This window comes from Pseudomonas sp. P1_F7 (assembly GCF_056405655.1).
In genome coordinates, this window is record NZ_JBFUBR010000008.1 from 140564 (window position 1) to 163796 (window position 23233).

General features: G+C 62.0%; 17 protein-coding genes. All 17 read left to right on the forward strand.

All coding sequences use genetic code 11. The features are described 5' to 3' along the window. Positions 1–5: 5 nt before the first annotated feature. Complete coding sequence (tssC, locus tag AC1D1M_RS14330) at positions 6–1508, forward strand: type VI secretion system contractile sheath large subunit (protein ID WP_056723981.1); 1503 nt, start codon at positions 6–8, stop codon at positions 1506–1508. Between the two features lie 25 nt (positions 1509–1533). Beyond that, complete coding sequence (tssE, locus tag AC1D1M_RS14335; RefSeq protein WP_034150988.1) at positions 1534–2016, forward strand: type VI secretion system baseplate subunit TssE; 483 nt, start codon at positions 1534–1536, stop codon at positions 2014–2016. Continuing rightward, positions 2016–3848, forward strand: a complete 1833-nt coding sequence (gene tssF, locus AC1D1M_RS14340) for a type VI secretion system baseplate subunit TssF (RefSeq protein ID WP_477776130.1) — start codon at positions 2016–2018, stop codon at positions 3846–3848. Before tssE ends, tssF begins: the two co-directional genes overlap by 1 nt. After that, complete coding sequence (gene tssG, locus AC1D1M_RS14345; protein ID WP_477776131.1) at positions 3812–4882, forward strand: type VI secretion system baseplate subunit TssG; 1071 nt, start codon at positions 3812–3814, stop codon at positions 4880–4882. The genes tssF and tssG overlap by 37 nt, the downstream gene beginning before the upstream one ends. Beyond that, the gene (tssH, locus tag AC1D1M_RS14350; protein ID WP_477776132.1) at positions 4879–7482 is read left to right on the forward strand and encodes a type VI secretion system ATPase TssH; all 2604 of its coding nucleotides are present in this window, start codon (positions 4879–4881) and stop codon (positions 7480–7482) included. Before tssG ends, tssH begins: the two co-directional genes overlap by 4 nt. Positions 7483–7505: 23 nt before the next feature. Then, positions 7506–8252 carry a type VI secretion system lipoprotein TssJ gene (gene tssJ / locus AC1D1M_RS14355; protein ID WP_477776133.1) on the forward strand — a complete coding sequence of 249 codons (747 nt, stop codon included), beginning with the start codon at positions 7506–7508 and terminating at the stop codon, positions 8250–8252. Next, positions 8249–9592: a type VI secretion system baseplate subunit TssK gene (gene tssK / locus AC1D1M_RS14360; RefSeq protein WP_046042543.1), complete on the forward strand. Its 1344-nt coding sequence runs from the start codon at positions 8249–8251 to the stop codon at positions 9590–9592. The genes tssJ and tssK overlap by 4 nt, the downstream gene beginning before the upstream one ends. Next, the gene (gene icmH, locus AC1D1M_RS14365) at positions 9589–10302 is read left to right on the forward strand and encodes a type IVB secretion system protein IcmH/DotU (protein WP_046042544.1); all 714 of its coding nucleotides are present in this window, start codon (positions 9589–9591) and stop codon (positions 10300–10302) included. Before tssK ends, icmH begins: the two co-directional genes overlap by 4 nt. A gap of 30 nt (positions 10303–10332) precedes the next feature. Continuing rightward, positions 10333–14205, forward strand: coding sequence for a type VI secretion protein IcmF/TssM N-terminal domain-containing protein (locus tag AC1D1M_RS14370; protein ID WP_477776134.1), 3873 nt, complete (start codon positions 10333–10335; stop codon positions 14203–14205). Positions 14206–14236: 31 nt separating this feature from the next. Then, a complete protein-coding gene (gene tagF / locus AC1D1M_RS14375) occupies positions 14237–15163 on the forward strand; it encodes a type VI secretion system-associated protein TagF (protein WP_477776135.1) in 927 nt (308 codons plus the stop codon). Beyond that, positions 15160–17634: a type VI secretion system membrane subunit TssM gene (gene tssM, locus AC1D1M_RS14380; RefSeq protein WP_477776136.1), complete on the forward strand. Its 2475-nt coding sequence runs from the start codon at positions 15160–15162 to the stop codon at positions 17632–17634. Before tagF ends, tssM begins: the two co-directional genes overlap by 4 nt. Before the next feature lie 163 nt (positions 17635–17797). Then, positions 17798–18316 (forward strand): Hcp family type VI secretion system effector, encoded by a 519-nt coding sequence (locus AC1D1M_RS14385; RefSeq protein ID WP_007978712.1) that lies wholly within the window; start codon positions 17798–17800, stop codon positions 18314–18316. 94 nt (positions 18317–18410) lie between these two features. Then, positions 18411–19508: a type VI secretion system protein TssA gene (gene tssA, locus AC1D1M_RS14390; protein ID WP_477776137.1), complete on the forward strand. Its 1098-nt coding sequence runs from the start codon at positions 18411–18413 to the stop codon at positions 19506–19508. Positions 19509–19759: 251 nt separating this feature from the next. Next, positions 19760–20350, forward strand: a complete 591-nt coding sequence (locus tag AC1D1M_RS14395) for an amino acid synthesis family protein (protein ID WP_007978708.1) — start codon at positions 19760–19762, stop codon at positions 20348–20350. A gap of 44 nt (positions 20351–20394) precedes the next feature. Next, a complete protein-coding gene (locus AC1D1M_RS14400) occupies positions 20395–21228 on the forward strand; it encodes an alpha/beta fold hydrolase (RefSeq protein ID WP_477776138.1) in 834 nt (277 codons plus the stop codon). After that, entirely contained in the window at positions 21225–22706 is a 1482-nt protein-coding gene (locus AC1D1M_RS14405; RefSeq protein WP_477776139.1) for an aldehyde dehydrogenase, read from the forward strand. Before AC1D1M_RS14400 ends, AC1D1M_RS14405 begins: the two co-directional genes overlap by 4 nt. Positions 22707–22718: 12 nt before the next feature. Continuing rightward, positions 22719–23204, forward strand: coding sequence for a flavin reductase family protein (locus AC1D1M_RS14410; protein WP_477776140.1), 486 nt, complete (start codon positions 22719–22721; stop codon positions 23202–23204). The last annotated feature ends 29 nt before the right edge of the window (positions 23205–23233 follow it).

Here is a 23233-nt window from a genome sequence, read left to right on the forward strand (position 1 = left end):
TGACGATGAACGACAAACAAACCGTGACTCAACAGGACAGCACGCTGGTTGAAGTGGACAGCTTCACCGCGCAATCCTCGTTGCTCGACAGCATCATTTCGCAAAGCCGCGTGGCCCGTTCCGAGACCGAGCGCACCCGCACCCGCGACCTGATTGGTGAATTGGTCAACCAGATCCTGGAAGGCGAAATGACGCCGAGCAAGGACCTGATCGCCGTGCTCGATGCGCGCATCGCCGAGATCGACGCGATGCTCTCCGAGCAGATGAACGAGATCATGCACGCCAGTGAGTTCCAGCAGCTGGAAGCCTCCTGGCGCGGCCTGAAGTATCAGGTGGACCAGACCGAGACCAGCACCACGCTGAAGATCCATTTGCTCAACGCGTCGAAGAAAGACCTGGTACGCGACCTCAAGGCCGCTTCGGAATTCGACCAGAGCGCGCTGTTCAAGAAGATCTACGAAGAAGAATACGGCACCTTCGGCGGTGCACCGTTCGGCATGCTGCTGGGTGACTACGAGTTCAACCGCAGCCCGGAAGACATGTACCTGCTCGAAGAGATTTCCCACGTCGCCGCGGCCGCCCACGCGCCGTTCATCTCGGCGGCCTCTCCTGAGCTGTTCGGCTGGGATTCGTTCACCGACATGTCCGGCCCACGGGATCTGGCGAAGATCTTCGACACCGTCGAATACGCCAAGTGGAAGTCGTTCCGCGCCTCCGAAGACTCGCGTTATGTCGGCCTGACCCTGCCCCACGTGCTCGGTCGCTTGCCTTACGGCCCGGATACCACGCCGGTCGAGGAATTCAACTTCGTCGAAAGCGTCGATGGCCGTGACCACAACAAGTACCTGTGGATGAACGCCGCCTACGCGCTGGGCACCCGGGTCACCGACGCGTTTTCCCGTTACGGCTGGTGCGTGGCGATCCGTGGTGTCGAAGGTGGTGGTCTGGTTGAAGGTCTGCCGACCCACACGTTCAAGACCGATGACGGTGAAATCGCCCTCAAGTGCCCGACCGAAATCGCCATCACCGACCGCCGTGAAAAAGAGCTGTCGGACCTCGGTTTCATTCCGCTGGTGCACTGCAAAGGCACCGACTACGCCGCGTTCTTCGGCACCCAGTCGGCGCAGAAGCAGAAGCAGTACAACACCGACATCGCCAACGCCAACGCCCGGCTTTCCGCGCAGTTGCAGTACATCTTCGCCACTTCGCGCATCGCGCACTACATGAAGGCGATCATGCGCGACAAGATCGGCAGCTTCGCTTCGCGCAAGGACGTCGAGTTGTTCCTCAACAAGTGGCTGTCGAGCTATGTGCTGCTGGACGACACCGCGAGCCAGGAAGCCAAGGCCAAGTTCCCGTTGCGCGAAGCCCGCGCCGAAGTGTTCGAGGTGCCGGGCAAGCCGGGGGTGTACAAGGCCGTGACCTACCTGCGCCCGCACTACCAACTGGACGAGCTGACCGCTTCGTTGCGCCTGGTCGCTGAATTGCCGCAATCGACCCGCGGCTGATCGAGCACATTGCCAGGGAGGCACCATGACCAGTCAACACAAGCTGTTGCCATCACTGCTGGACCGATTGCTGGACGATCGTCCGCATCAGTCCATCGAAGCGTCATCGCAGCGCTTGTGTTCGCTGGCCGATTACAAGGCCAGCATCGTTCGCGACCTGGAAATCCTGGTCAACACCCGCCAGTCCCTGGTCGCCAACGAGCTGGACGGGTTCGTCAACCTCAGCGGCAGCATCCTCGATTACGGCATGCCGGACTTCACCAGTCGCAGCGTGCTTGATCCGAAGGATCGCCTGTTGATCCAGCGGCAGCTGGAGAAGGCAATCACGGTCGGCGACCGGCGCTTTCGCAGCGTCAAAGTGCAACTGCTCGCCCAACAGACCGGCCAACGCATGCTGACCTTTCGCGTGGACGCGGTCCTGCGCCTGCAAGACGTCACCCGTCAGGTGTCCTTCGACGCGGTGCTGCAGGTCAACACCCAGGAATACAAAGTGCAGAACCTCAACTGATGCTCGACGATCTGCTGCCCTATTACGAAAAGGAACTGTCGCACCTGCGCTTTTTAGGCCAGGAGTTTGCGAGCCAGTATCCGAAAATCGCTTCGCGGTTGCTCATCGAGGGCGATAACTGCGAAGACCCGCATACCGAGCGCTTGATCGAGGCCTTCTCGTTCCTGTCTGCACGGGTGCACAAAAAACTCGACGACGAGCTGCCGGAAATCGTCGAGTCGTTTCTCGAAGTGCTGTACCCGCATTACCTGCGCCCTACCCCATCGATGTCGATCGTCGAGTTCAACCTGGGCAAGCAGGAAAAAGTCACCGAAGCGTTCCGTGTGCCCCGGCATACCGAACTCAGTGCCAACCCGATCGAAGGCGTGGTGTGTAAATTCCGCACCTGCTATCCGGTCGAGCTGTGGCCGGTGGCGGTGCAACAGGCGTCGTTCATCGAGATGGAACGCTCGGCGTTCAACGGCCACAGCGCCGACCTGGTCGCGCGCTTGCGCATCGGCCTGGTGGCGACCTCCGACGTGATGTTCGGCAAGCTGGAACTGGACAGCCTGCGGTTCTTCCTCGACGGCGAAAGCACGTTGATGCTGCAACTGTACGAACTGCTGTTCAACAACCTGGCCAAGGCCACGCTGAGCTTCGAAGATCAGGGGCGCACCCGCGAGGTCACCTTGCCGGCCAACGCGTTGAAAGCCGTCGGTTACGGTCTGGACGAAGGCCTGGTGGACTACTCCGAGCGCTCGTTCCTCGGCTACCGCCTGCTGCACGAGTACTTCACCTTCCCCGACAAGTTCATGTTCTTCGACCTGTCGGGCTTTGCACGGATTCTGGCGGGCAAGGACGTCGAGAAAGTCGAGATCAATTTCTACTTTTCCGACTACGACCTGAGCGACCGCCTGGCGCGCCTGACGCAAAACATCGGGCGCAATAACTTCAAGCTCAATTGCACGCCGATCATCAACCTGTTCCGCCAGCAGGCCGAACCGATCAAGTTGACCCACTCCCAGCACGAGTACGCGGTGACGCCGGATGTGCGCCTGCAAGGCTCGGCCGAAGTGGTGTCCATCGATCGCGTACGACGGGTGCGCAAGGTCGGCGGTATCGATCAGGTCGGCACCTGCCATCCGTTTTTCGAACCCCGAGGCGATCTGGGTCCCGGCCAAAGCTTCTGGATTGCCCGGCGCCGTGCGGTACAGAGCGGCCAGCGCGATGGCTCGAACGTGTTTATCCGGGTGGTGGATCGCGAGCTGGGGCTGATGGAGTCCAACAACGATGCGTTGAGCATCCGCCTGACCTGCAGCAACCGTGACCTGCCCCTGATGTTGCCGTTCGGTGGTGAGCGCGGCGATTTCAATATCCCGGGCAACTCGGTGATCAAGGACATCCGCTGCCTGCGCAAGCCCACCGCCACCGCGCGCGTGCCCTTGGGCAACGGCGTGATCTGGCGGCTGATTTCGCACCTGTCGCTGAACCACATGTCGCTGGTGTCCCGAGGTCGCGAGGTGCTGCTGGAGCTGTTGTCGCTCTACAACTACCGCAACGTGTCGGCGATCCGCAAACAGATCAACGGCATTGTCTCGGTGAGCAGCGAACCCGTGGTCGCACGCATCGGCCACCCGCGACCGAATTTCGTTCGCGGCGTCGGCATCACCCTCAATTTCGATGAAAGCCAATACACCGGCAGCGGTGTGTTTTTGTTCGGCATGGTGCTCGATCACTTCTTTGGTCAGTACTGCTCGATGAACAGTTTTACCCAATTAACCCTTCGCACCTTGCAGCGCGAAAAGAGAGTCGTCCAATGGCCACCGCGAACCGGCGATCAACCCCTGGTCTGATCGACCAGGCACGGGCTGAGCCGCACCGATTCGAGTTTTTCCAGTTGGTGCGCTTGCTTCGCCTGCATTACAGCAGAACCGGGCGCATGGACCTGGAAACCCGACCGCACGAAGACCCTTTGCGCTTTCGCTCGCAGCTGTCGCTCAACTTCCCGGCCAGTGAAGTCAGCGATCTGCAGTTCGAGCGTGAGGGCAAGGTGTCCGTGGCCGGCCTGCCGCTGTCCGAGATGCAAGTCACCTTCATGGGGCTGGTCGGGCCGTCGGGCGTGTTGCCGCGCCCGTACACCGAGCTGTTGATCGAGCGGCACATCCAGTACCGGGACGATGCGGCCCATGCGTTCCTCGACATTTTTTCGCACCGCATGACCACGCTGTTCTACGAAGCCTGGCAAAAGTACAAGTTCTACATCGAGTACGAACGCAACGGCACTTCGGATTTCGATCGTTACCTGCTCAACCTGGTGGGGTTCGGCCCCGAGGCGCAGAAGCAGAAATTCGACAAACAAGGCTCGCCCCTGCGCCGTGAATTGTTCAGCTATTTCTCCGGTCTGTTCGCCCAGAAACCGCGCAACGCGCTGAACCTGGAAGTGATGCTGGCTTTCTATTTTTCCCTGCCGTTCAAGGTCAAGCCGTTTGCCGGTCGCTGGCTGAAGCTCGACGCCAGCCAATGCACGCAACTGGGGCGCAAGAACGCCGTGCTCGGGCAAAGCGCTGTCGCCGGCAATCGGGTCTGGGACTACCAGTCGTGCGTGCGCATCGAGATGGGCCCACTGGAACTGGCCGACTATCAACGCTTCCAGCCAGGCACCGAGGACTACCAGAAGCTGGTGGAACTGGTGCGTTTCTATGTCGGCGCGGAACTCGACTTCCAGTTGGCGCCAAAGCTCAAACCGCAGTCCGTACCCGTCGCCCGCCTGGGTCGCCAGGGCAACGTTTCGCTGGGCCGGCTCGGCTGGCTCAAGCGACCAGGCGTCGACGTGGAGCCTTCCCGTTGTGCCCTCTTTCACATTCCTTTTGATGGGGTCTCCCTGTGAACCTGAAGTCCCTGTTCGCCAAGCTGAACGACACCAGCCGTACCGCCACCGAAAGCGCCGCGGCCCTGTGCCTGTCGGAACACCACTACGATGTCGAAATCGAGCACCTGTTGTTGCAGTTGCAGGGCAGCCAAGACAACGACCTGCCGGCCATCCTGCGTCATTACGACGTGGTGCCTGAGCGCTTGCAGGCGCAACTGGTGACGGCACTGGGGACGTTCAAGAAAGGCAATACGCGCACGCCCGCACTGTCGCCGCACCTGACCCGCATGATCGAACAGGCGTGGGTCCTGGCGTCCATCGAGTTCGGCCAGGCACAGATCCGCACCGGCCATCTGTTGCAAGCCTTGCTCGATGACGATGAGCTACGCCGGGTTGTGATCGCCGGTGCGGCCGAGCTGGAGAAGATCAACGCCGACGATTTGCGCGTGAACCTCAATGCGTTGGTGGAAGGCAGCGCCGAGTCGAAACAGGCCAAACCGCTGGACACTTCCGGCGGCGCCAGCGCCAATCCGGTAAAAGGCAACGGCAAAACCCCGGCCCTCGATCAATACACCATCAACCTCACGCAAAGCGCTCGCGAAGGCCGGATCGACCCGGTGCTGGGTCGCGAGTTCGAGGTGCGACAGATGGTCGACATTCTGACCCGCCGCCGCCAGAACAACCCGATCCTCACCGGTGAAGCCGGCGTCGGCAAAACCGCCGTGGTCGAAGGCCTGGCCCTGCGCATCATTCAAGGTGACGTGCCGTCGGTGCTCAAGGGCGTCGCCATCCACACCCTGGACCTGGGCTTGTTGCAGGCCGGAGCCGGCGTCAAAGGCGAATTCGAAAACCGTCTCAAGTCAGTCATCGAAGAAACCAAGCGCAGCCTGCACCCGATCATTCTGTTCATCGACGAAGCGCACACCTTGATCGGCTCCGGTGGCCAGGCCGGGCAGAACGACGCCGCCAACTTGCTCAAGCCAGCCCTGGCTCGTGGCGAACTGCGCACCATCGCGGCGACCACCTGGGCCGAGTACAAGAAGTACTTCGAGAAGGATGCCGCCCTGGCCCGCCGCTTCCAGGTGGTGAAAGTCGAAGAGCCGGACGAAGACAAGGCGATCCACATGCTGCGCGGCCTGCTGGCCAAGATGCAGGAACATCACAAAGTCACAGTGATGGACGAAGCGCTGGTGCAGGCCGTGCGCCTGTCCAATCGCTACATCACCGGGCGCCAACTGCCGGACAAGGCCGTCAGCGTGCTGGACACCGCCTGCGCCCGGGTGGCCCTGGGGCAATCGGCGCAACCGGGGCCGCTGGAAGACTGCAAGCGCCAGATCGACAACCTGCAGGCGGAAATCTCGGTACTGCAGCAGGAAGCCGCCAAAGGCAGCGACCATGCCCGACGCCTGGCAACCCTCAACACTGAACTGCTGAGTGAACAGCAGACCCGCGACGCCCTTGAACAACAGTGGCAACGCGAGCTGCAACTGGTGGAAAAACTCGGTGCCCTCAGCCACCCGGAGAATCAGGCACCGGATGCCCAGGAGATTGCCGCGGTGCGCGCCGAACTGGCCAGCGTCCAGGGTGAACAACCGCTGGTACATGCCTTGGTGGATGGCGGCACCATCGGTGAAGTGATCTCCGGCTGGACCGGCATTCCGTTGGGCAAGATGCTGCGCGACGAAATCGAAACCGTGCAGCGCCTGCCGGCATTGCTGGGCGAACGGGTGCTCGGCCAGGACCACGCACTGCACGAAATTGGCAAGCGCATCAAGATTTCCCGCGCTCGCATGGAAGACCCGAACAAACCCATCGGCGTGTTCCTGTTGCTCGGCCCGAGCGGTGTCGGCAAGACCGAAACCGCACTGGCGCTGGCCGACACCCTGTACGGCGGCGAGCGTAACGTCATCACTATCAACATGTCCGAGTACCAGGAAGCCCACACCGTCTCCAGCCTCAAGGGTTCGCCTCCGGGTTATGTCGGTTATGGCGAGGGCGGCGTGCTAACCGAAGCCGTGCGACGCAAGCCCTACAGCGTGGTGCTGCTCGATGAAGTGGAAAAGGCCCACCCGGACGTGCTCGAACTGTTTTTCCAGGTGTTCGACAAAGGCGTGCTGGATGACGGCGAAGGTCGCGAGATCAACTTCCGCAATACCGTGATCATCCTCACGTCCAACACCGGGACCGACCGCATCATGCAGTGGTGCCTCAATGCACAGCCGCAACCGACGCCGGAAGACATCGTCGAAGGGCTGCGTGACGAGTTGAACCAAGTGTTCAAGCCGGCCTTCCTCGGCCGCCTGACCATCGTCCCCTACTACCCGGTCAAGGACGCGATCCTGGAGCGCATCGTCGCGCTCAAGCTGGAGCGCATTCGCCAGCGCTTCGAGCGCAATCATCAGGCCGTCCTGAGCTATGACGAGGCGCTGGTCAAGGCCATTGCCTCGCGCTGCACGGAAGTCGACAGCGGCGCCCGCAACATCGACAACATTTTGTCCAAGACCCTGATGCCGGAACTGGCCCAGCGGGTCCTGGAGCGCATGGCGCAGGACAAACCAATTCAGAGTTTGAACATCGAGTTGGGCAGCGACGGCGATTTCGCCTATCGCCTGAACTGATCGGGCATTTACAGGTAGTGGTCATGGACAAGAGATATCCAGGGAAGCGTCCCGAAAAGACGGCGTTGGCTAAATGCCTGACGGCGGTGGTGATGATGGCGGTACTGAGCGCCTGTGGCGTCACCGACCGGGTCGGCAAGCGGGTCGACGACACGTGGGCCGGCGACATGCTGTTCGACGACAACGAGAAAGTCATCCTGACGTCCGACGGCGGCAACCAGCTCAATCCCGACGCGTCCGGCAAGCCGCTTTCGGTGGTGCTGCGCGTGTACCAGCTGACATCGCTGGAGCGCTTTGCGTCGGTGGATGCCGACTCGCTGTGGGACGACCCGCAAAAGGCTCTCGGCAATACCCTGCTGGAAAACCGCGAAATCACCTTGTTGCCGGGCATGGGGCAAGTCGACAAGTGGCCCCTGAACAAAGCAGCCGGCTATGTCGGCGTCGCGGCTTTTTTCCGCACTGATGAGAACAGTCGCTGGAAGGTCGCGTTTGACGCCAACTCCCTGCGCAAGGACGGCATCTGGTTCTCCTCCGACGGCCTGCGGGTGCTGGTGGACAACAACACCGTGTCGGCCGTCAGCGGCGTCGACGTGCTGGACAAACCCAAGACCCAGGAACAACTGGCCAAAGCCGCTGAGCAACCGGCCGAACCCACGCTGACCGACCGTGTGCAGGACGCCGTGCTGCAAAAGGCCCAGGACCAGGCGAGTGCCTCCGCGCAAAAAGCCGTGGACTCGAAATTGAATTCATTATTGGAAGGCGCTCAATGAGTAAGCAAAGCCGGGTGATGTGGTCCGAAGGCATGTTCCTTTTGCCACAACATTTCCAGTATCAGGATGAGTTCCACCAGCATCAGCTGGCGCAGGCGACCCTGCGCAACACGCCTTTTCACTGGGGCGTGCAGTTGCTGGAAGTGGACGAGGAAGCCCTCGCCACTGGTTCCCTGCAGCTCAAGCGGCTGAAACTGGTGTTTCCCGACGGCAGCCTGTTCGACGCACCGCAGCACGATCCGCTGCCGGCCGCCCGGGACTTGAAGGACTTGCTCAAGGGTAACGACCTGAAGGTCTATGCCGCGCTGAAACTGCCAGAGCCCTTCGGCCTGAACTACGTCGAAGACGGTCAGGAACAAAAGACCGGGCGGCGCTTTCGCAAGCAGTTCGACACCTTGCCGGACCTCAACGAAGGCGACCTGGAAAACGAAATCACCAGCCTGCGCCTGAACGTGGTGATGCTGATCGACGGCGACAACCTCGATGGCTACACCTGGTGCCCGATTGCCCGGCTGTCGCGCAACAACATCGGCGGCTTTAACCTCGACGGGCATTTTGTGCACCCGACGCTGCACCTGGGCACCCACGACACCCTGATCGGACTGGGCAAGCGTTTGCTCGGCGCCTTGCAATCCAAGAGCAAGGCGCTGTCGGGGCGTCGTCGCGAGCGCGCGGACCAGATTGCCGAGTTCGGCTCCAGCGACGTGACCCTGTTCTGGCTGTTGAACACGGTGAACCGTGCCCACCCGGCCCTGGCGCACCTGCTTGCGCACCCGCGCTTGCACCCCGAGCGCTTGTATCTGTTCCTGGCCGAACTTGCCGGCGGCTTGCTGACGTTTTCGCTGGACACCCAGCTCAACGACATCCCCGAGTACGACCACCACGACCCGGCGGCCTCGCTGGTCAAGCTCGACGAAATGATTCGCGTGCTGCTCGACAACGTGGTGCCGAACCAGTGCGTGGTGATCAACCTGACCCAGACCAAACCCTCCTACTGGCAAGGGCAGTTGCACGACCCACGGCTGGCGGAGGCGGACTTCTACATCTCCGTGCACGCCGACATGCCAGGCGCGAGCCTGCTGGAACTGGTGCCACGGGCGTTCAAGGTCGGCTCGCCGGAAGACATCGAAGTGGTGGTCAACAGCGCCATGCCAGGGGTCACCCTCAATCACTCGACCCGCCTGCCCAATGCGATTCCGGTGCGACTGGACAATCACTACTTCTCCATCGAACCCCATGGCCGGGTGTACGAGCGAATGATGAGTGCCCAGGCCATCTCTTTCTATGCGCCCAGCGCGTTCACCAACCTCAAGCTTGAACTGATGGCGGTACTCAAATGACCGAAGCCGTACTGCAAGGCGCCGTTGCGGCCGCCCGTGAAAAACCGACCCTCAAAGATCTGGTGCAGGACTTCATCAGCATGGCACTGATCGTGCGCAAGGGTCGCCAGGTGACTTCGGTCAGCGCCTTCGAGGCGAGCGTCGACACCTTCTTCAAGGCGCTGGAACGCGATGCCCGTGGCGCCAACTACAGCGTTGAACAGGTGAAAGACACCCAGTACGCCCTGTGTGCGTTCCTCGATGAAAGCGTGTTGCGTTCCGGGGACAACGAATTGCGTCGCCACTTTGAGTTGCAGCCCTTGCAGTTCCGCTATTTCGGCGTGCACCTGGCCGGCGAAGGCTTCTTCGAAAAAATCGATGCACTGCGTGGCGACGTCAAACAGAACCTCGATGTGCTCGAGGTTTACCACCTGTGCCTGGCCCTGGGTTTCGAAGGCAAGTTCAGCCTCGGGCAAAAGGACCAGCTGCGTTACCTGGCCAATACCCTGGGCCAGGACATCGCACGGTTTCGCAAGACGCCCAAGGCCCTCTCGCCTGACTGGGCATTGCCTGACCAGGTCTCGCAGATGCTGCGCCATGAAGTTCCCCTCTGGCTCTACCTGGCACTGATTGCGCTGGTCTGCGCGGGTGTCTACCTGACGCTGGACTGGTTGCTGGCCAAAGACCTGGCCGCATTGTCCGAACAAATCAGCCAGCTGTTCAGTGCCTGAAAACAGGTCAGGTAATCGAGTCAGGAAGACATGAAGATATTATTGCGCTCGTTAAAAAGTTTTTGGCTCCTCGTCCCCGCCCTGTGGCTGGCGAGCCTGGCGGTTTGCTGGTTCGTGGCCCCGCACGTGAGCTGGCTGCGCGGCTATGCGCTGGAGGCGATGGCGATCGTCAGCGCCTTCTACCTGCTGATCATTGTGCTGCGTCAGTACAAGCGCATCCGCACCGAGCACAACCTTGAAAACCTGGTACAGATCGAAGTCGATCGCTCGCTCAAATCCGCCGGCGAGTTCCGCGACCAGCAAGTGCTGCGCGAACGCCTCAAGCACGCCATCGCGATGCTGCGCGCCGACCGTTCGGCCGGTGGCGGCGGCTCGTCGGCGCTTTATGATTTGCCGTGGTACCTGGTGATCGGCATGTCGGCAGCGGGCAAGACCTCGTTGCTGACCCGCTCGGGACTGTCCGCAAGCATTGCCAGCAGCGCCAACGACACCGAAAGCGGCACACAGCATTGCGATTGGTATTTCAGCCCCGAGGCCGTGATGATCGACACGGCCGGCCGTTACCTGCGGGACGACCCGTCGGCCAGCGAATTCGCCGCCTTCCTGCGGATGCTGAAAAAGCAGCGCAGCAAGGCCGCGGTCAACGGTCTGGTGTTGGTGGTGAGCCTGCCGGAACTGCTGGCGTGCAGCGCGACCGAGCGCAACGAACTCGCCGCCCAACTGGTGTCGCGCATCGAGGAATACAACGATTGCCTGGACGCCAGTCCGCCGATCTACCTGATGCTGAGCAAGACCGATCAACTGCCGGGCTTCAGCCAGGCGTTTGAAGGCCTGGACCTGAACGAGCGCCAGCAACCGCTGGGCATGACCTTCGGTTTGTCCGAGATCCGCAACCAGGGCCTGCGCCCGGTGCTGGATGCCAAGCTGGCCAACCTGCACAACCATATTCGCCGTCATGTCGACGCCCAGATGATTGCGTTGGGTGCCGATGCCAACAGCGCACTGCTGAACTTCCCGAACTATTTCGCCGAACTTTCCGGGGTGCTGGAGCAGTTTCTCCAGCACTTCGCCGAGACCCGTCGCAGCGGTGCGCCACTGTTGCTGCGCGGGCTCTATTTCACCAGCGCCTTGCAGACCGACCAGCAACTGAGCCAGGTGTACGAAGACGACCTGGCCGAGTCGTTCGCCTTGAAACCAGCGCCTGAGCAACCGGAGCAAAGCAACGGCAAGAAAATCAGCGACCGCAGCTATTTCATTACCGATACGTTCCGCCGGGTGATCTTCCCGGACCGTGACCTGACCCTTTATCAGTCGCGCCTGGGCAAGAACACCTCCGCCAGCCCTGCCCTGTTGGGCCTGGCGGTGCTGGCCGGTGTTGCGTTCATTGGCTGGCAAGCCCTGTCGTTCCAGAACAACCGTCAGTGGCTGGCCACATTGCGCGAGCAACTGACCGAACTGCAACAGTCCCCGGACCGTGCCGGCTTACTCGCCTCGGGCCAGGGCCTGGAACTGCTGCGCGATCAACTTTCGGCCATCGAGAAGCACCGCGCCAAGGGTGTGCCGCTGCAACTCGGCGCAGGCCTTTATCGCGGTGACGACATTTACCGCGTCGCGCAGACCGCCTACTTGCAGCAACTGCGCACCCAGGCGCTGGAACCTGTCACCTTGCAACTGCAATTGCAGATGCGCGCCTTCAATGAGTTCGCCAAGACCATGGATGCGCAGAACAGCTTTGCGCCTGCGCCAAACAAAGCCGACTCGGTCAAAGCCCGCGTGCAGGGCCAGAAACTGCCGGTCCGCTTGAACAACCTGCCGCGCAGTGGCGGTGATGTCGCCAGTCGCCTGAGCGGTGCCGCCAAGGGTGCCGCGAACAAGGCACGGGGCGAAGTGCTGACGGCACTGCGCAACCCTGCCACGGCGAGCGATGCCGCGGATTTGTCGGCGACCACCGGCGGGTTGTCGTTGTCCGAAGAAATGCTCGGCCGGCTGGATGAGCGACAGGTCGCGTCCATCATCGAGTCCTATAACGCGCTGAAGCTCTACTTGATGCTCACGCAACCCGGCACCCATCCAGATCCGGAGTTCGTCGGCGCCGCATTGCCGGTGGCCTGGGCCAAAACCGCCAGTACCGACAATCCTGTCAGCACGGCGGTGATTCAGGACAACTCGCCGGTCTACGTGCAATTGCTCAAAAATGGCCAGGCACCGTCCTTGTCGCGTAACGAGCAGCTGATCAGCGAAACCCGCAACAGCCTGAAGTCCTTCATGATTTCCAGCTCGCTGGTGGACCGCGAATACCTGCGCCTGCAACTGGAATCCAGCCGTCAGTTCCCGGCCGTGGGCTTGAGCGACCTGGTGCCAATGCCCGGCCGTCAGTTGCTGTACGGCACCGAGGCGGTCCCGGCGATTTTCACCCGCCAGGGCTGGGAACAGTTCGTCAAGCCCGAGCTGATCAAGCTGGTGTCGGGCAACCTGCAAAACGAATCGGACTGGGTGCTCGATGGCGAAGGCGGCGACAGCATCGTGCAGAAAGCCAACTTCATCCGTGAGTTCATGACGCGCTACAAGCGCGACTACACCCAGGCCTGGTACACCTTCATCGACAGCGTTGGCGTCCGTCATTTCACCGACATGGCCAATGCGACCCAGCAACTGTCGCTGCTCAGCGACGTGCAGAACTCGCCGGTGAAAACTCTCCTGGCGGCGGTCAACGACAACACCCAATGGGACGTCCCTGCCCCCCGCGAAACCCTGCAAGCGGGCCTCAAGCCCGATGACGGATTCTGGAGCAGCGTCACCGGGATCTTCGACGACAAGAACACCTCGCCAGGCGCGCTGATTTCGCCGTTGCCGGCGGTCGACGACGGCAGCCTGGCGAAGCGCTTCGAACCGGTATCGCGGGTGTTTGCGGTGCAGAACGCCGAAGGCGCCGACAGCACGATCATGGACCGTTACCTCGCGGCCCTGCGCAAGCTCAAGGTGCGGATGAACAACATCCAGCGCTCCCAGGACGTTGGCAAGAGCAGCAAGCAGCTGATCAGCGAAACCCTCGAAGGGCTGCCAAGCGAAGTGACCAGCGTGCGCAACTATGTCGAGACCACCGTCGACACCAGCCAGGGCGGCCTGTCCGATTCGTTGCAGGGCCTGTTCAGCCTGCCGATCCAGTTTGCCTGGGAAACCCTGCGCGACCCGGCCGGCCAACAGATTGCCAAGGCCTGGGCGCAACAGATTGCCAAGCCCTGGGAACAGGTCATGGCGCACCGTTACCCGATTGCACCTGGTAGCCGCAATGAAGCCTCGGTCAAGGATCTGCAGCGTTTCGTCGACCCGGAGTCCGGGCTGCTGCCGAACTTCAAGCGCAACGAAATCGGCAATCTGTCCGGTGGCGAAGGCCTGGGGATGAGCAGCAACAGCAAGGCTACGCCACTGGTCAACCCGAACATGGTCAACAGCATCGATAAGGCCAGCTCGTTGGGCCAGGTGATCGCCAGCCTGTCGGACCGCGACAACGGCTTCGAGATCATGCTCGAACCTTCCGCCAACCTGACCGACATCATCTTCACCCTCGACGGCCAGGTGCAGCACTACCGCAACGGCAAGACCAGCTGGAGCCGCTTCTCGTGGCCGGGCACGACCACCACGCCGGGCGCACGCCTCGATGTGGTGACCCTGACCGGTGAGCGCATCACGGTGTTCGACTACCCGGGCCGCTGGGGTCTGCTGCGGATGAACGACAGCGCACGGGTCAGCGATCTGGACGGCATCCAGCAACGCTTCAGCTGGAACACCAGCAGTGGCCCGGTCAGCCTCGCCGTGCGCAACTACGGCGGCGTCAAGCTGACCGACCTGGCCAACGTCAAGGCCTTGAGCGCGCTCAACGCCAAAGAAGGTCAAGCGCTGTGAGCGGCCGAGCCTTGAAGCAGGGTTGCGGCCAATGATCGGTTGCTTCGGCAAGGTGCCCGCGAGCCCGGACTTCGTCAGCCTGCAAGGTGCGGGCGACGACGTCTGCGAGTTCGATAGCTGGCTGCAAGGGGCGCTGGCCGCCCTGCAGCACCGCGAAGACTGGCGCGAACTGTTCGACGCATTGCCGCTGTGTTTTTTCAGCTACCGGGCACGCAGCGGCAACTGGTTGCTGGGCGGGCTGATCAGCTCGAGGGATTCGAGTGGGCGACGTTATCCGTTTTTCATTTTCCAGACCCTCAAGGCCACTGAAGCCGAGCCTCTGGTCAATCCGTTCACTCTGGGCGAACTGTTCAGCGGACAGATCAGGCCCTTGCTGCACATGGCCGTCCAGGGCGAAAGCACTTCAGTGCTGTTCGACCGCATCAAGGCCCTGCGCCCGTTGCAAGGCCAGGACTTCGAGTTGTTCCGGCGCGTGCATGACAAGTTCCTGGTGAACTTCAACTTGCGCGATATCAGCACCGCGCTCGAAGGGGCCTACCCGGAATTCGTCACCAACGCCGTGCTGACCCGGCTTCAGGCCCTGAGAAGACACCTGGCTCACGCGACGCCGATCGGCATCGCCCTGCCCTTGCCGGCGGAACGGGGCTTGAAGAACCCGACCGCCGATCTGTGGGTCACCTGGCTGACGCAGATGACCCCGGAACGTGCGGTGCCGCAGATCAGCCTGCTGGCGGACGACTTCATGCGGCCCCGGCTGATCTGTTTTGCATCGCGCCAGACCAGCGATGCCTATCGCCTGCTGACCGGCATCGCTGACCGTTCGCAAAGCTACGACGTTCTGGCGTCTTTCGATGCCTTTGACGAGCACCACCGCAAACACGCCTTTCCCGAAATCGACCGCCCGCTGGGTGACGTTATCGACCGTTTTGTCGATGCCCTGGATTCGAAGCCTGTATGAACAAGATCAAGTATTACTTCTTGCGCTATCAACCCTACATTCTGGGGGTGTGCTTTTTCCTCACGATCTTCGTGGTGTGGGGCATCGGGCGTGCGTTCGGCTTCAGTTCGCTCAACAGCCTGCTGACCGGCATCGGCGTGTTCTTGCTCCTGTCCGCTGGTTATGTGCTGCTGCTCTATCGGGGCGTGTCCCGGCATCACAACCTCGAAGGACTGCTGCGCGAGGATGCCGATCAGGCCGTGTTGAACGCGAGCCCGGCGGATCGCGAGGAAGTCAGCCTGTTGCGCGAGCGTCTGCTGCAGAGCATCGAGCGCTTGCACAGCAACAAGCCACGGGGCAGCAACCCCAAGGACGCGCTGTACGCCCTGCCGTGGTACCTGGTGGTCGGTCAGCCCGCAGCGGGCAAAAGCACCATGCTCTACCAGTCGGGTCTGAACTTCCCCTACGCCGAGCGCGAGGGTGTGCGGGTCGCAGGTCTGGGTGGCACCCGCAACTGCGACTGGTTCTTCAGCTCCGAAGCCGTGTTGCTGGACACCGCCGGCCGCTACATGAACAACCAGGAAGAGGCCGGCAAATGGCGCGCGTTCCTGCAACTGCTGCGCCAGCATCGCCAGCGTCGGCCGCTCAATGGTCTGATCGTCACCGTCAGCATCCACGACATCCTGCAAGCCTCGCTCGAGGATCAGGAGCGCATCGCCAAGCGCCTGCGCGAACGCATCCAGGAAACCCATGCCCTGCTGGAAGTGCGCCTGCCGGTCTACCTGGTGTTCACCAAGTGCGACCTGGTGCCGGGTTTTGCGCCCTTCTATCGCCAGCTCGATGAAACCGCACGCGGCGAAGTCATGGGCAAGACCTTCTCCCACAAAGGCTTTGAGCAGGCCGACTGGGGGCAGCGCTTTGGCGTCGCGATGGACGAACTGGTCAGCTATTGGCAACAAGTGGCGAGCCAGCAACTGGTCACCCAGGACATCCAGATCACCCGGCAGGATTCGGCGGTGTATCGCTTCCCGCTGGAACTGGCAGCCCTCAAGCCACGGCTTCAACTGTTCGTCGATGCCCTGTTGCGCGCCAACCCTTATCAAAGTGCGGAACTGCTGCGCGGCTTCTATTTCACCAGCGCGCTGGACGCAGACCAGCCGGAACTGGGTGGACACGCACGGCAGGTGACCGAGCGCTTTTCCCTGGAAGGTGACCGGGAGACCGCCAACGGCAATGCACAACCGCGCCCGTTGTTCATCAACAGTCTGTTCCGCAAGGTCATCATTCCCGACCAGCACCTGGTGGCGCTGTACACCACCAACCACCGCGAGCGTCGGCGCCGGGCGACCTGGATTGGCGGTGCCGCAGTGGTCGCGGTGCTGCTGTGCAGCCTGTCGGGCTGGTCGTATGTGAACAACAGGAACACCTTGCAGAGTCTCTCGGCAGAACTGACTCAGGCTGGCATCGACGACCGTTCAGTACCTGCTCAGTACACCGCCTGGCAAACCCTGGACCGCCTGCGTTTCTGGACCGCGCACTACTACGCGCAGCACCACGACGAAGGTGTGCCGCTGCGCATGCGCCTCGGGCTCTATCAAGGCCACAAGGTAGAACCACTGGTGCGCAGCCGCTATTTCGACCGCCTGGAAAGCGTGATGCTCAAGCCCACGGCCGACAACCTGACCCGCTCGTTGTACTTGCTGACCACCCTCAAGGTCTATCAGCGCAATGCCAAAGAGTTGATGCCCGTGACTGGCGTGGACAGCGTCGAACCCAAGGCGCTGCCCAACGACAACCGGGCGCAGTCCATCGCCGGTTTCGGCAAGGCGACGCTGGACACCTACGTCATGTTGTCCCGTGCACAACGGGAAAAGGCCGACCCTGCGTTCCTGAAGGCGAAAATCCCGGACTACTGGTACCCGGCGATTGCCCGTCAGGTCGGCAACGCCAGTGTCGCCGCCTCGGACTATGAATTCGCCAGTCGCCAGATCAATTTCTACAGCGACCAGATTCACCAGTCGGACGTGCCGCGGATCCTCGACAACGCGTTCCTGATCTCCAGCTCGCGCAACTACATCAACAGCCTGCTGACTCAGTCGTTGCGCTCGATCGAAACCATCACGCTGGAGTCGGACACCCTGTTCGCTTTCGCCCGTGCGGATTTCCAGAGCCTCAAGACCGAAGGCCAAAGCCAGCTCAGCGCGATCGCCGGCAAGCTGCTGAGCACCCCCAACATCGGAAAAATCATCATCGCCGGGCACGCCGATCAACTCGGCGATCCCCAAGGCAACCTGCAGGTTTCCAAACAGCGGGCGCAAACCATCAAGACCTATCTGGTAGGCAAAGGCGTGCCCGGCGAGCTGGTCGAAGCCGTCGGCGAAGGCAGCAACAAGCCCTTGGTCAAGTGCGACATGCAGCAACCAAGGGCCCTGCTGATCCGCTGCCTTGAGCCTAACCGGCGGGTAGAAATCGAAGTGCGGGCACTCAACTGAGCATGCGCGCCTTGTGAAGAAATACCGGCATCCGGGTCATCTCGACGAGAGGCCCGAGCCGGCATAAGACACCTCTGTTGATCGATTCAAAGAGGTTAAAGCGAAGGGCTGCGACCTGCTTGCAGGTGACATCCCTTTAAATGAAGGTAAGGAGAAAATAGAAATGGCATTTGACGCATACATCCAGATCGACGGCATTCCAGGTGAAGTTCTGGACGACAAACACAAGGATTGGATCGAAGTGCTGGGCTACGAGTACGGCGCAACCCAGGCGACTTCCGCGACGGCCAGCTCTTCGGGCGGTGCTTCGTCGGAGCGTGTTGCGTTGAGCGACTTCAGCATCCGCAAAGCCGTGGACAAGGCTTCTGCCAAGCTGTTCGAAGCCTGCTGCAAAGGCACCCACATCGCCAAGATCCAGCTGAACGTGAACCGTGCCGGTGGCGACAAGGTGACCTATCTGACCATCAACCTGGAAGAAGTCGTGGTGTCGTCCGTGAAAGCGGTCGCTGGCGGCAGCCAGAACGGTGAAGACAAAGCGGTTGGCGACCTGCCGATCGAAGAAATCAGCTTCAACTTCGCCCGCATCAAGACCACCTACACCCAGCAGAGCCGTGCAGATGGCCAGGGCGGCGGTAACGTCACCGGTGGTTGGGATCGCACCGCGAACAAGGTTTTCGCATAACACCGTGGCAATGACGGGCCGCGCACGCGGCTCGTTTTCGGCACCGTGCCTGCCCGGCGGGCGCGGTGTTCTTTTAGTCTGATCAGAGTTTCCCATGTCTGAATTTCTCAACGACCTTTCGCTGGCCGAACTGACCGCGCCCATCAATGAGGGGAGCGGCGAAGACCTGAGCTTTTCCACCTTGTTCGATCAGGTGAAAGAAGCACGGCGAGCAGACCCCGATTACCTGACCCAGGGTGACTGGCAAACCGATCTGAAGTCATCCGACTGGGATCTGACCCTCACCCTGGCTGCCCAAGGCCTGGCTCGGCAGAGCAAGGACCTGATGCTCGTCGCCTGGCTCAGCGAAGCCCTGGCGCACAAGTACCATTTCACCGGTATCAGCTTCGGCCTGACCCTGGCCGAACGCCTGCTGGACAATTTCTGGACCGGCCTCTTCCCTTCCCTCGAGGACGGGGTCGATGAACGCGCTGCCCGTTTGGCGTGGATGAAAACGTCGCTGGCGGATGTGGTGGGCGGACTGCCGATCACCCAGGGCCAACAGTACGGCCTGCTGCGTTATGACGAATCCCGGCATGTCGAAAACCTGGCGTTGCAGAACCCCCAGGCCATGCGCGCCGCCCTCGACGAAGGCAAGATCAACGCCGAAGTGTTCCAGCGTTCGGTGGTGCTGACCGACTCCGATCACCTGCGCCAGAAAGCCGGCGAAATCGCCGCCAGCCTGAAGGCCTGCCAGCAACTACAGAGCACCGCCGACAGGCTTTTCGGCCATGACGCGCCAAGCTTTGCCGGGCTCCATGACGTGTTGTCCCGCGCAGGCCAACTGGCCGAAAAACTGCTCAAGGATCGCGGCATCGAACTGAACCCGGCCCCTGTCGCTCCCCCCCCGACCGTCTCCGAAAGCGCTGGCGCACAACCTGCAGGTGCCGCAATGACCCAGACCCAGCAAGACATCCCCGTCACACCGCTGCGCACCACACCGCAAACCCGCGACGAGGCATTCACCCTGCTGGCGGGTATTGCGCAGTTCTTCAAGCAGACCGAACCCCAGAGCCCCGTCCCCTACCTGATCGAACGCGCGATCAAATGGGGCAACATGCCGCTCGAGGGCTGGCTCAACGATGTGATCAAGGACAGCAATGTGGTGGACAACATCCGTGATGTGCTGGGGACCAAGGAGGCGAAGTCCTGACGGACAGCCGGTAGCAAACCCGACGCACCGCTTGACCCCGCTTCACCGCTGATCCCCTTCCTTACCCTTCTCTTCTCCCCCATGCCGGGCCTGCGCCCGGCATAAACCCGTGCCTGCCGTTTGTCCGCTGCTGCCCGTGGCGCACATTTTTGCATGCCATCCAGCCAGAAACTCCATTCGGGGACTTGTGCTTCCGGTATTATGGTATACCATCAGACGCACAGACACCCAAAACCTCTACGGAGCAGCTCATGAGTTTCGAAATCCGCAAGATCGTCAGCTATGTCGAAGAAACCTTTATTGAAGGCGGCAAAGCCACCGATAAGCCCGTGACCATGGTCGGTCTGGCCGTGGTGATGAAAAACCCCTGGCTGGGCAACGGTTTCGTCGAAGACCTGAAACCACAGATCCGCGCCAACTGCTCCGACCTCGGCGCACTGATGGTTGAGCGTCTGGTGGGCATCATCGGCGGTGCCGAGAAAATCGAGGCGTACGGCAAGGCTGCGGTGGTCGGCGCCGACGGCGAGATCGAGCACGCTTCGGCGGTGATCCACACCCTGCGCTTCGGCAACCATTACCGCGAAGCGGTCAAGGCCAAGAGCTACCTGAGCTTCACCAACAAGCGCGGCGGCCCGGGCACCTCGATCCAGATCCCGATGATGCACAAGGACGACGAAGGCCTGCGTTCGCACTACATCACCCTGGAAATGCAGATTGAAGACGCACCGCGTGCCGACGAAATCGTCGTGGTCCTGGGTTGCGCCGACGGCGGCCGCCTGCACCCGCGCATCGGCAATCGCTACATCGACCTGGAAGAACTGGCAGCCGAAAAAGCCCAGTAACCGGCCAGCAGAACGACAACAAGAAGGCATTGCAGGAGCGCTCCATGATTCGGCTCACCGCTGAACTCACCCCGGCTGGCACCAGTTACCTGGCGACCGGCCAAGGCCAGCCCGTGGTCTTGATCCACGGCGTGGGCCTGAACAAAGAAATGTGGGGCGGCCAGATCGTTGGCCTGGCCACGCAGTACCGCGTCATCGCCTACGACATGCTCGGCCATGGCGCCAGCCCGCGGCCGGAGAGTGGCACACCGTTGCTCGGCTATGCCGACCAGTTGCTGGAACTGCTCGACCACCTGCAATTGCCCAAGGCAACGGTGATCGGCTTTTCCATGGGCGGGCTGGTGGCGCGGGCCTTTGCCCTGCACTACCCGCAACACCTGGAAGGCCTGGTGGTGCTCAACAGCGTGTTCAACCGCAGCGCCGAACAGCGCGCCGGGGTCATCGCCCGCACCAGTCAGGCCGCCGAACACGGGCCGGACGCCAATGCCGAAGCGGCGCTGTCGCGCTGGTTCAGCCGCGAGTACCAGGCGGCCAACCCGGCGCAGATCGCCGCGATTCGCCAGACCCTGGCTGGCAATGACCCGCAGGGTTACCTGACCACTTACGAACTGTTCGCCACCCAGGACATGTACCGCGCCGACGACCTGGCCAGTATCCAGGTGCCAACGTTGATCGCCACCGGCGAACTGGACCCCGGTTCGACCCCGGAAATGGCCAGACAACTGGCCGAACGCATTCCCGGCGCGACCGCTGCCGTACTCGCCGAGCAACGGCATATGATGCCCGTAGAATCGCCGCGCCTGGTCAACCAGCTGTTGCTGGAGTTTCTGCAGGCTGCGCACTCCCAACAAAACCAGATCAAGGGGATCGTTGCATGACACTCGCACGCTTCCAGATGTGCATCGGCGGTGAATGGGTCGATGCCCTGTCCGGCAAGACCTTCGAAAGCCTCAACCCGGCGCTGGCCGAGCCTTGGGCCGAGCTGCCCGATGCCGACGAAGCCGATGTCGAGCGCGCCGTGCAGGCTGCGCAGACGGCTTTCGACAGCCCGGCCTGGCGCGGTTTGACCGCCACCGCTCGCGGCAAACTGCTGCGACGCCTGGGCGACCTGATCGCCGAAAACAAAGAACAACTGGCGCAGCTGGAAAGCCGCGACAACGGCAAGCTGATCCGCGAAACCCGTGGCCAGGTTGGCTATCTGCCGGAGTTCTTCCACTACACCGCAGGCCTGGCGGACAAGCTCGAAGGCGGCACCCTGCCGCTGGACAAGCCGGACCTGTTTGCCTACACCGTGCACGAAGCCATGGGCGTGGTTGCCGCGATCATTCCGTGGAACAGTCCGCTGTACCTGACCGCGATCAAACTCGCCCCGGCCCTCGCGGCGGGCAACACCATCGTGATCAAGCCGTCGGAACACGCCTCGGCGACCATCCTCGAACTGGCACGCCTGGCGCTGGAAGCCGGGATTCCGCCGGGGGTAGTCAACGTCGTCACCGGCTACGGCCCAAGCACCGGCGCCGCCCTCACCCGCCATCCGCTGGTGCGCAAGATCGCCTTCACCGGCGGCGCGGCCACGGCGCGGCATGTGGTGCGCAGCAGCGCGGAGAACTTCGCCAAACTGTCGCTGGAACTGGGCGGCAAATCGCCGAACATCATCTTCGCCGACGCCGACCTCGACAGCGCGATCAACGGTGCCATCGCCGGGATCTACGCCGCCTCCGGGCAGAGCTGCGTGTCCGGTTCGCGTTTGCTGGTGCAGGACGAGATCTACGACGAGTTCGTCGGCCGTCTGGTGGAACGCGCCCAGCGCATCCGCATCGGCAACCCCCAGGACGACAGCAGCGAAATGGGCCCGATGGCCACCGCGCAGCAACTGGCCGTGGTCGAAGGGCTGGTGGCTGACGCCATCGCCGAAGGTGCGCGCCTGCGCCTGGGCGGCAAGCGTCCGACCAATCTGGGCGACGGCTGGTTCTACGAGCCGACGCTGTTCGAGTGCGACCGCAACTCGATGAAGATCATGCAGGAAGAAGTCTTTGGCCCGGTGGCTTCGGTCATCCGCTTCAAGGACGAAGCCGAAGCGCTGGCGATCGCCAACGACTCGCAGTTCGGCCTCGCCGCCGGCATCTGGACCCGCGACCTGGGCCGCGCCCATCGCCTGGCCCGGGACGTGCGTTCGGGGATCATCTGGGTCAACACCTACCGCGCGGTCTCGGCCATGGCGCCGATCGGCGGCTTCAAGAACAGTGGCTATGGACGCGAAAGCGGCATCGATTCGGTGCTGGCCTACACCGAGCTGAAAACGGTGTGGATCAACCTGTCCCAGGCACCGATGCCTGATCCCTTCGTGATGCGCTAGGAGTCCTGGAAAATGATCGAACCCGGCATTTACAAAGACGTGATGAGCTCGTTCCCGTCCGGGGTCACGGTGGTCACCACCCTGGACCCGGACGGCGGCATCGTCGGCATCACCGCCAGCGCGTTCAGTGCGCTGTCGATTGACCCGGCACTGGTGCTGTTCTGCCCCAACTACGGCTCCGACACCTACCCGGTGCTGCGCGACAGCAAGCAGTTCGCGATTCACCTGCTGTCCGCCGACCAGACCGCCGAGGCCTATGCCTTCGCCGGTAAAGGCAAGGACAAGGCCAAAGGTATCGAGTGGCACTTGAGCGATTTGGGTAACCCGATCCTCGCCAAGGCGACGGCGATCATCGAGTGCGAACTGTGGCGCGAATACGACGGCGGTGATCACGCGATCATCGTCGGCGCGGTGAAGAACCTGATCCTGCCGGAGCAACCGGTGACGCCGATGATCTACCACAAAGGCAAGCTGGGGCCGTTGCCCACCCTGGCCTGATGGATCTACACAATCCCCCTGTGGGAGCC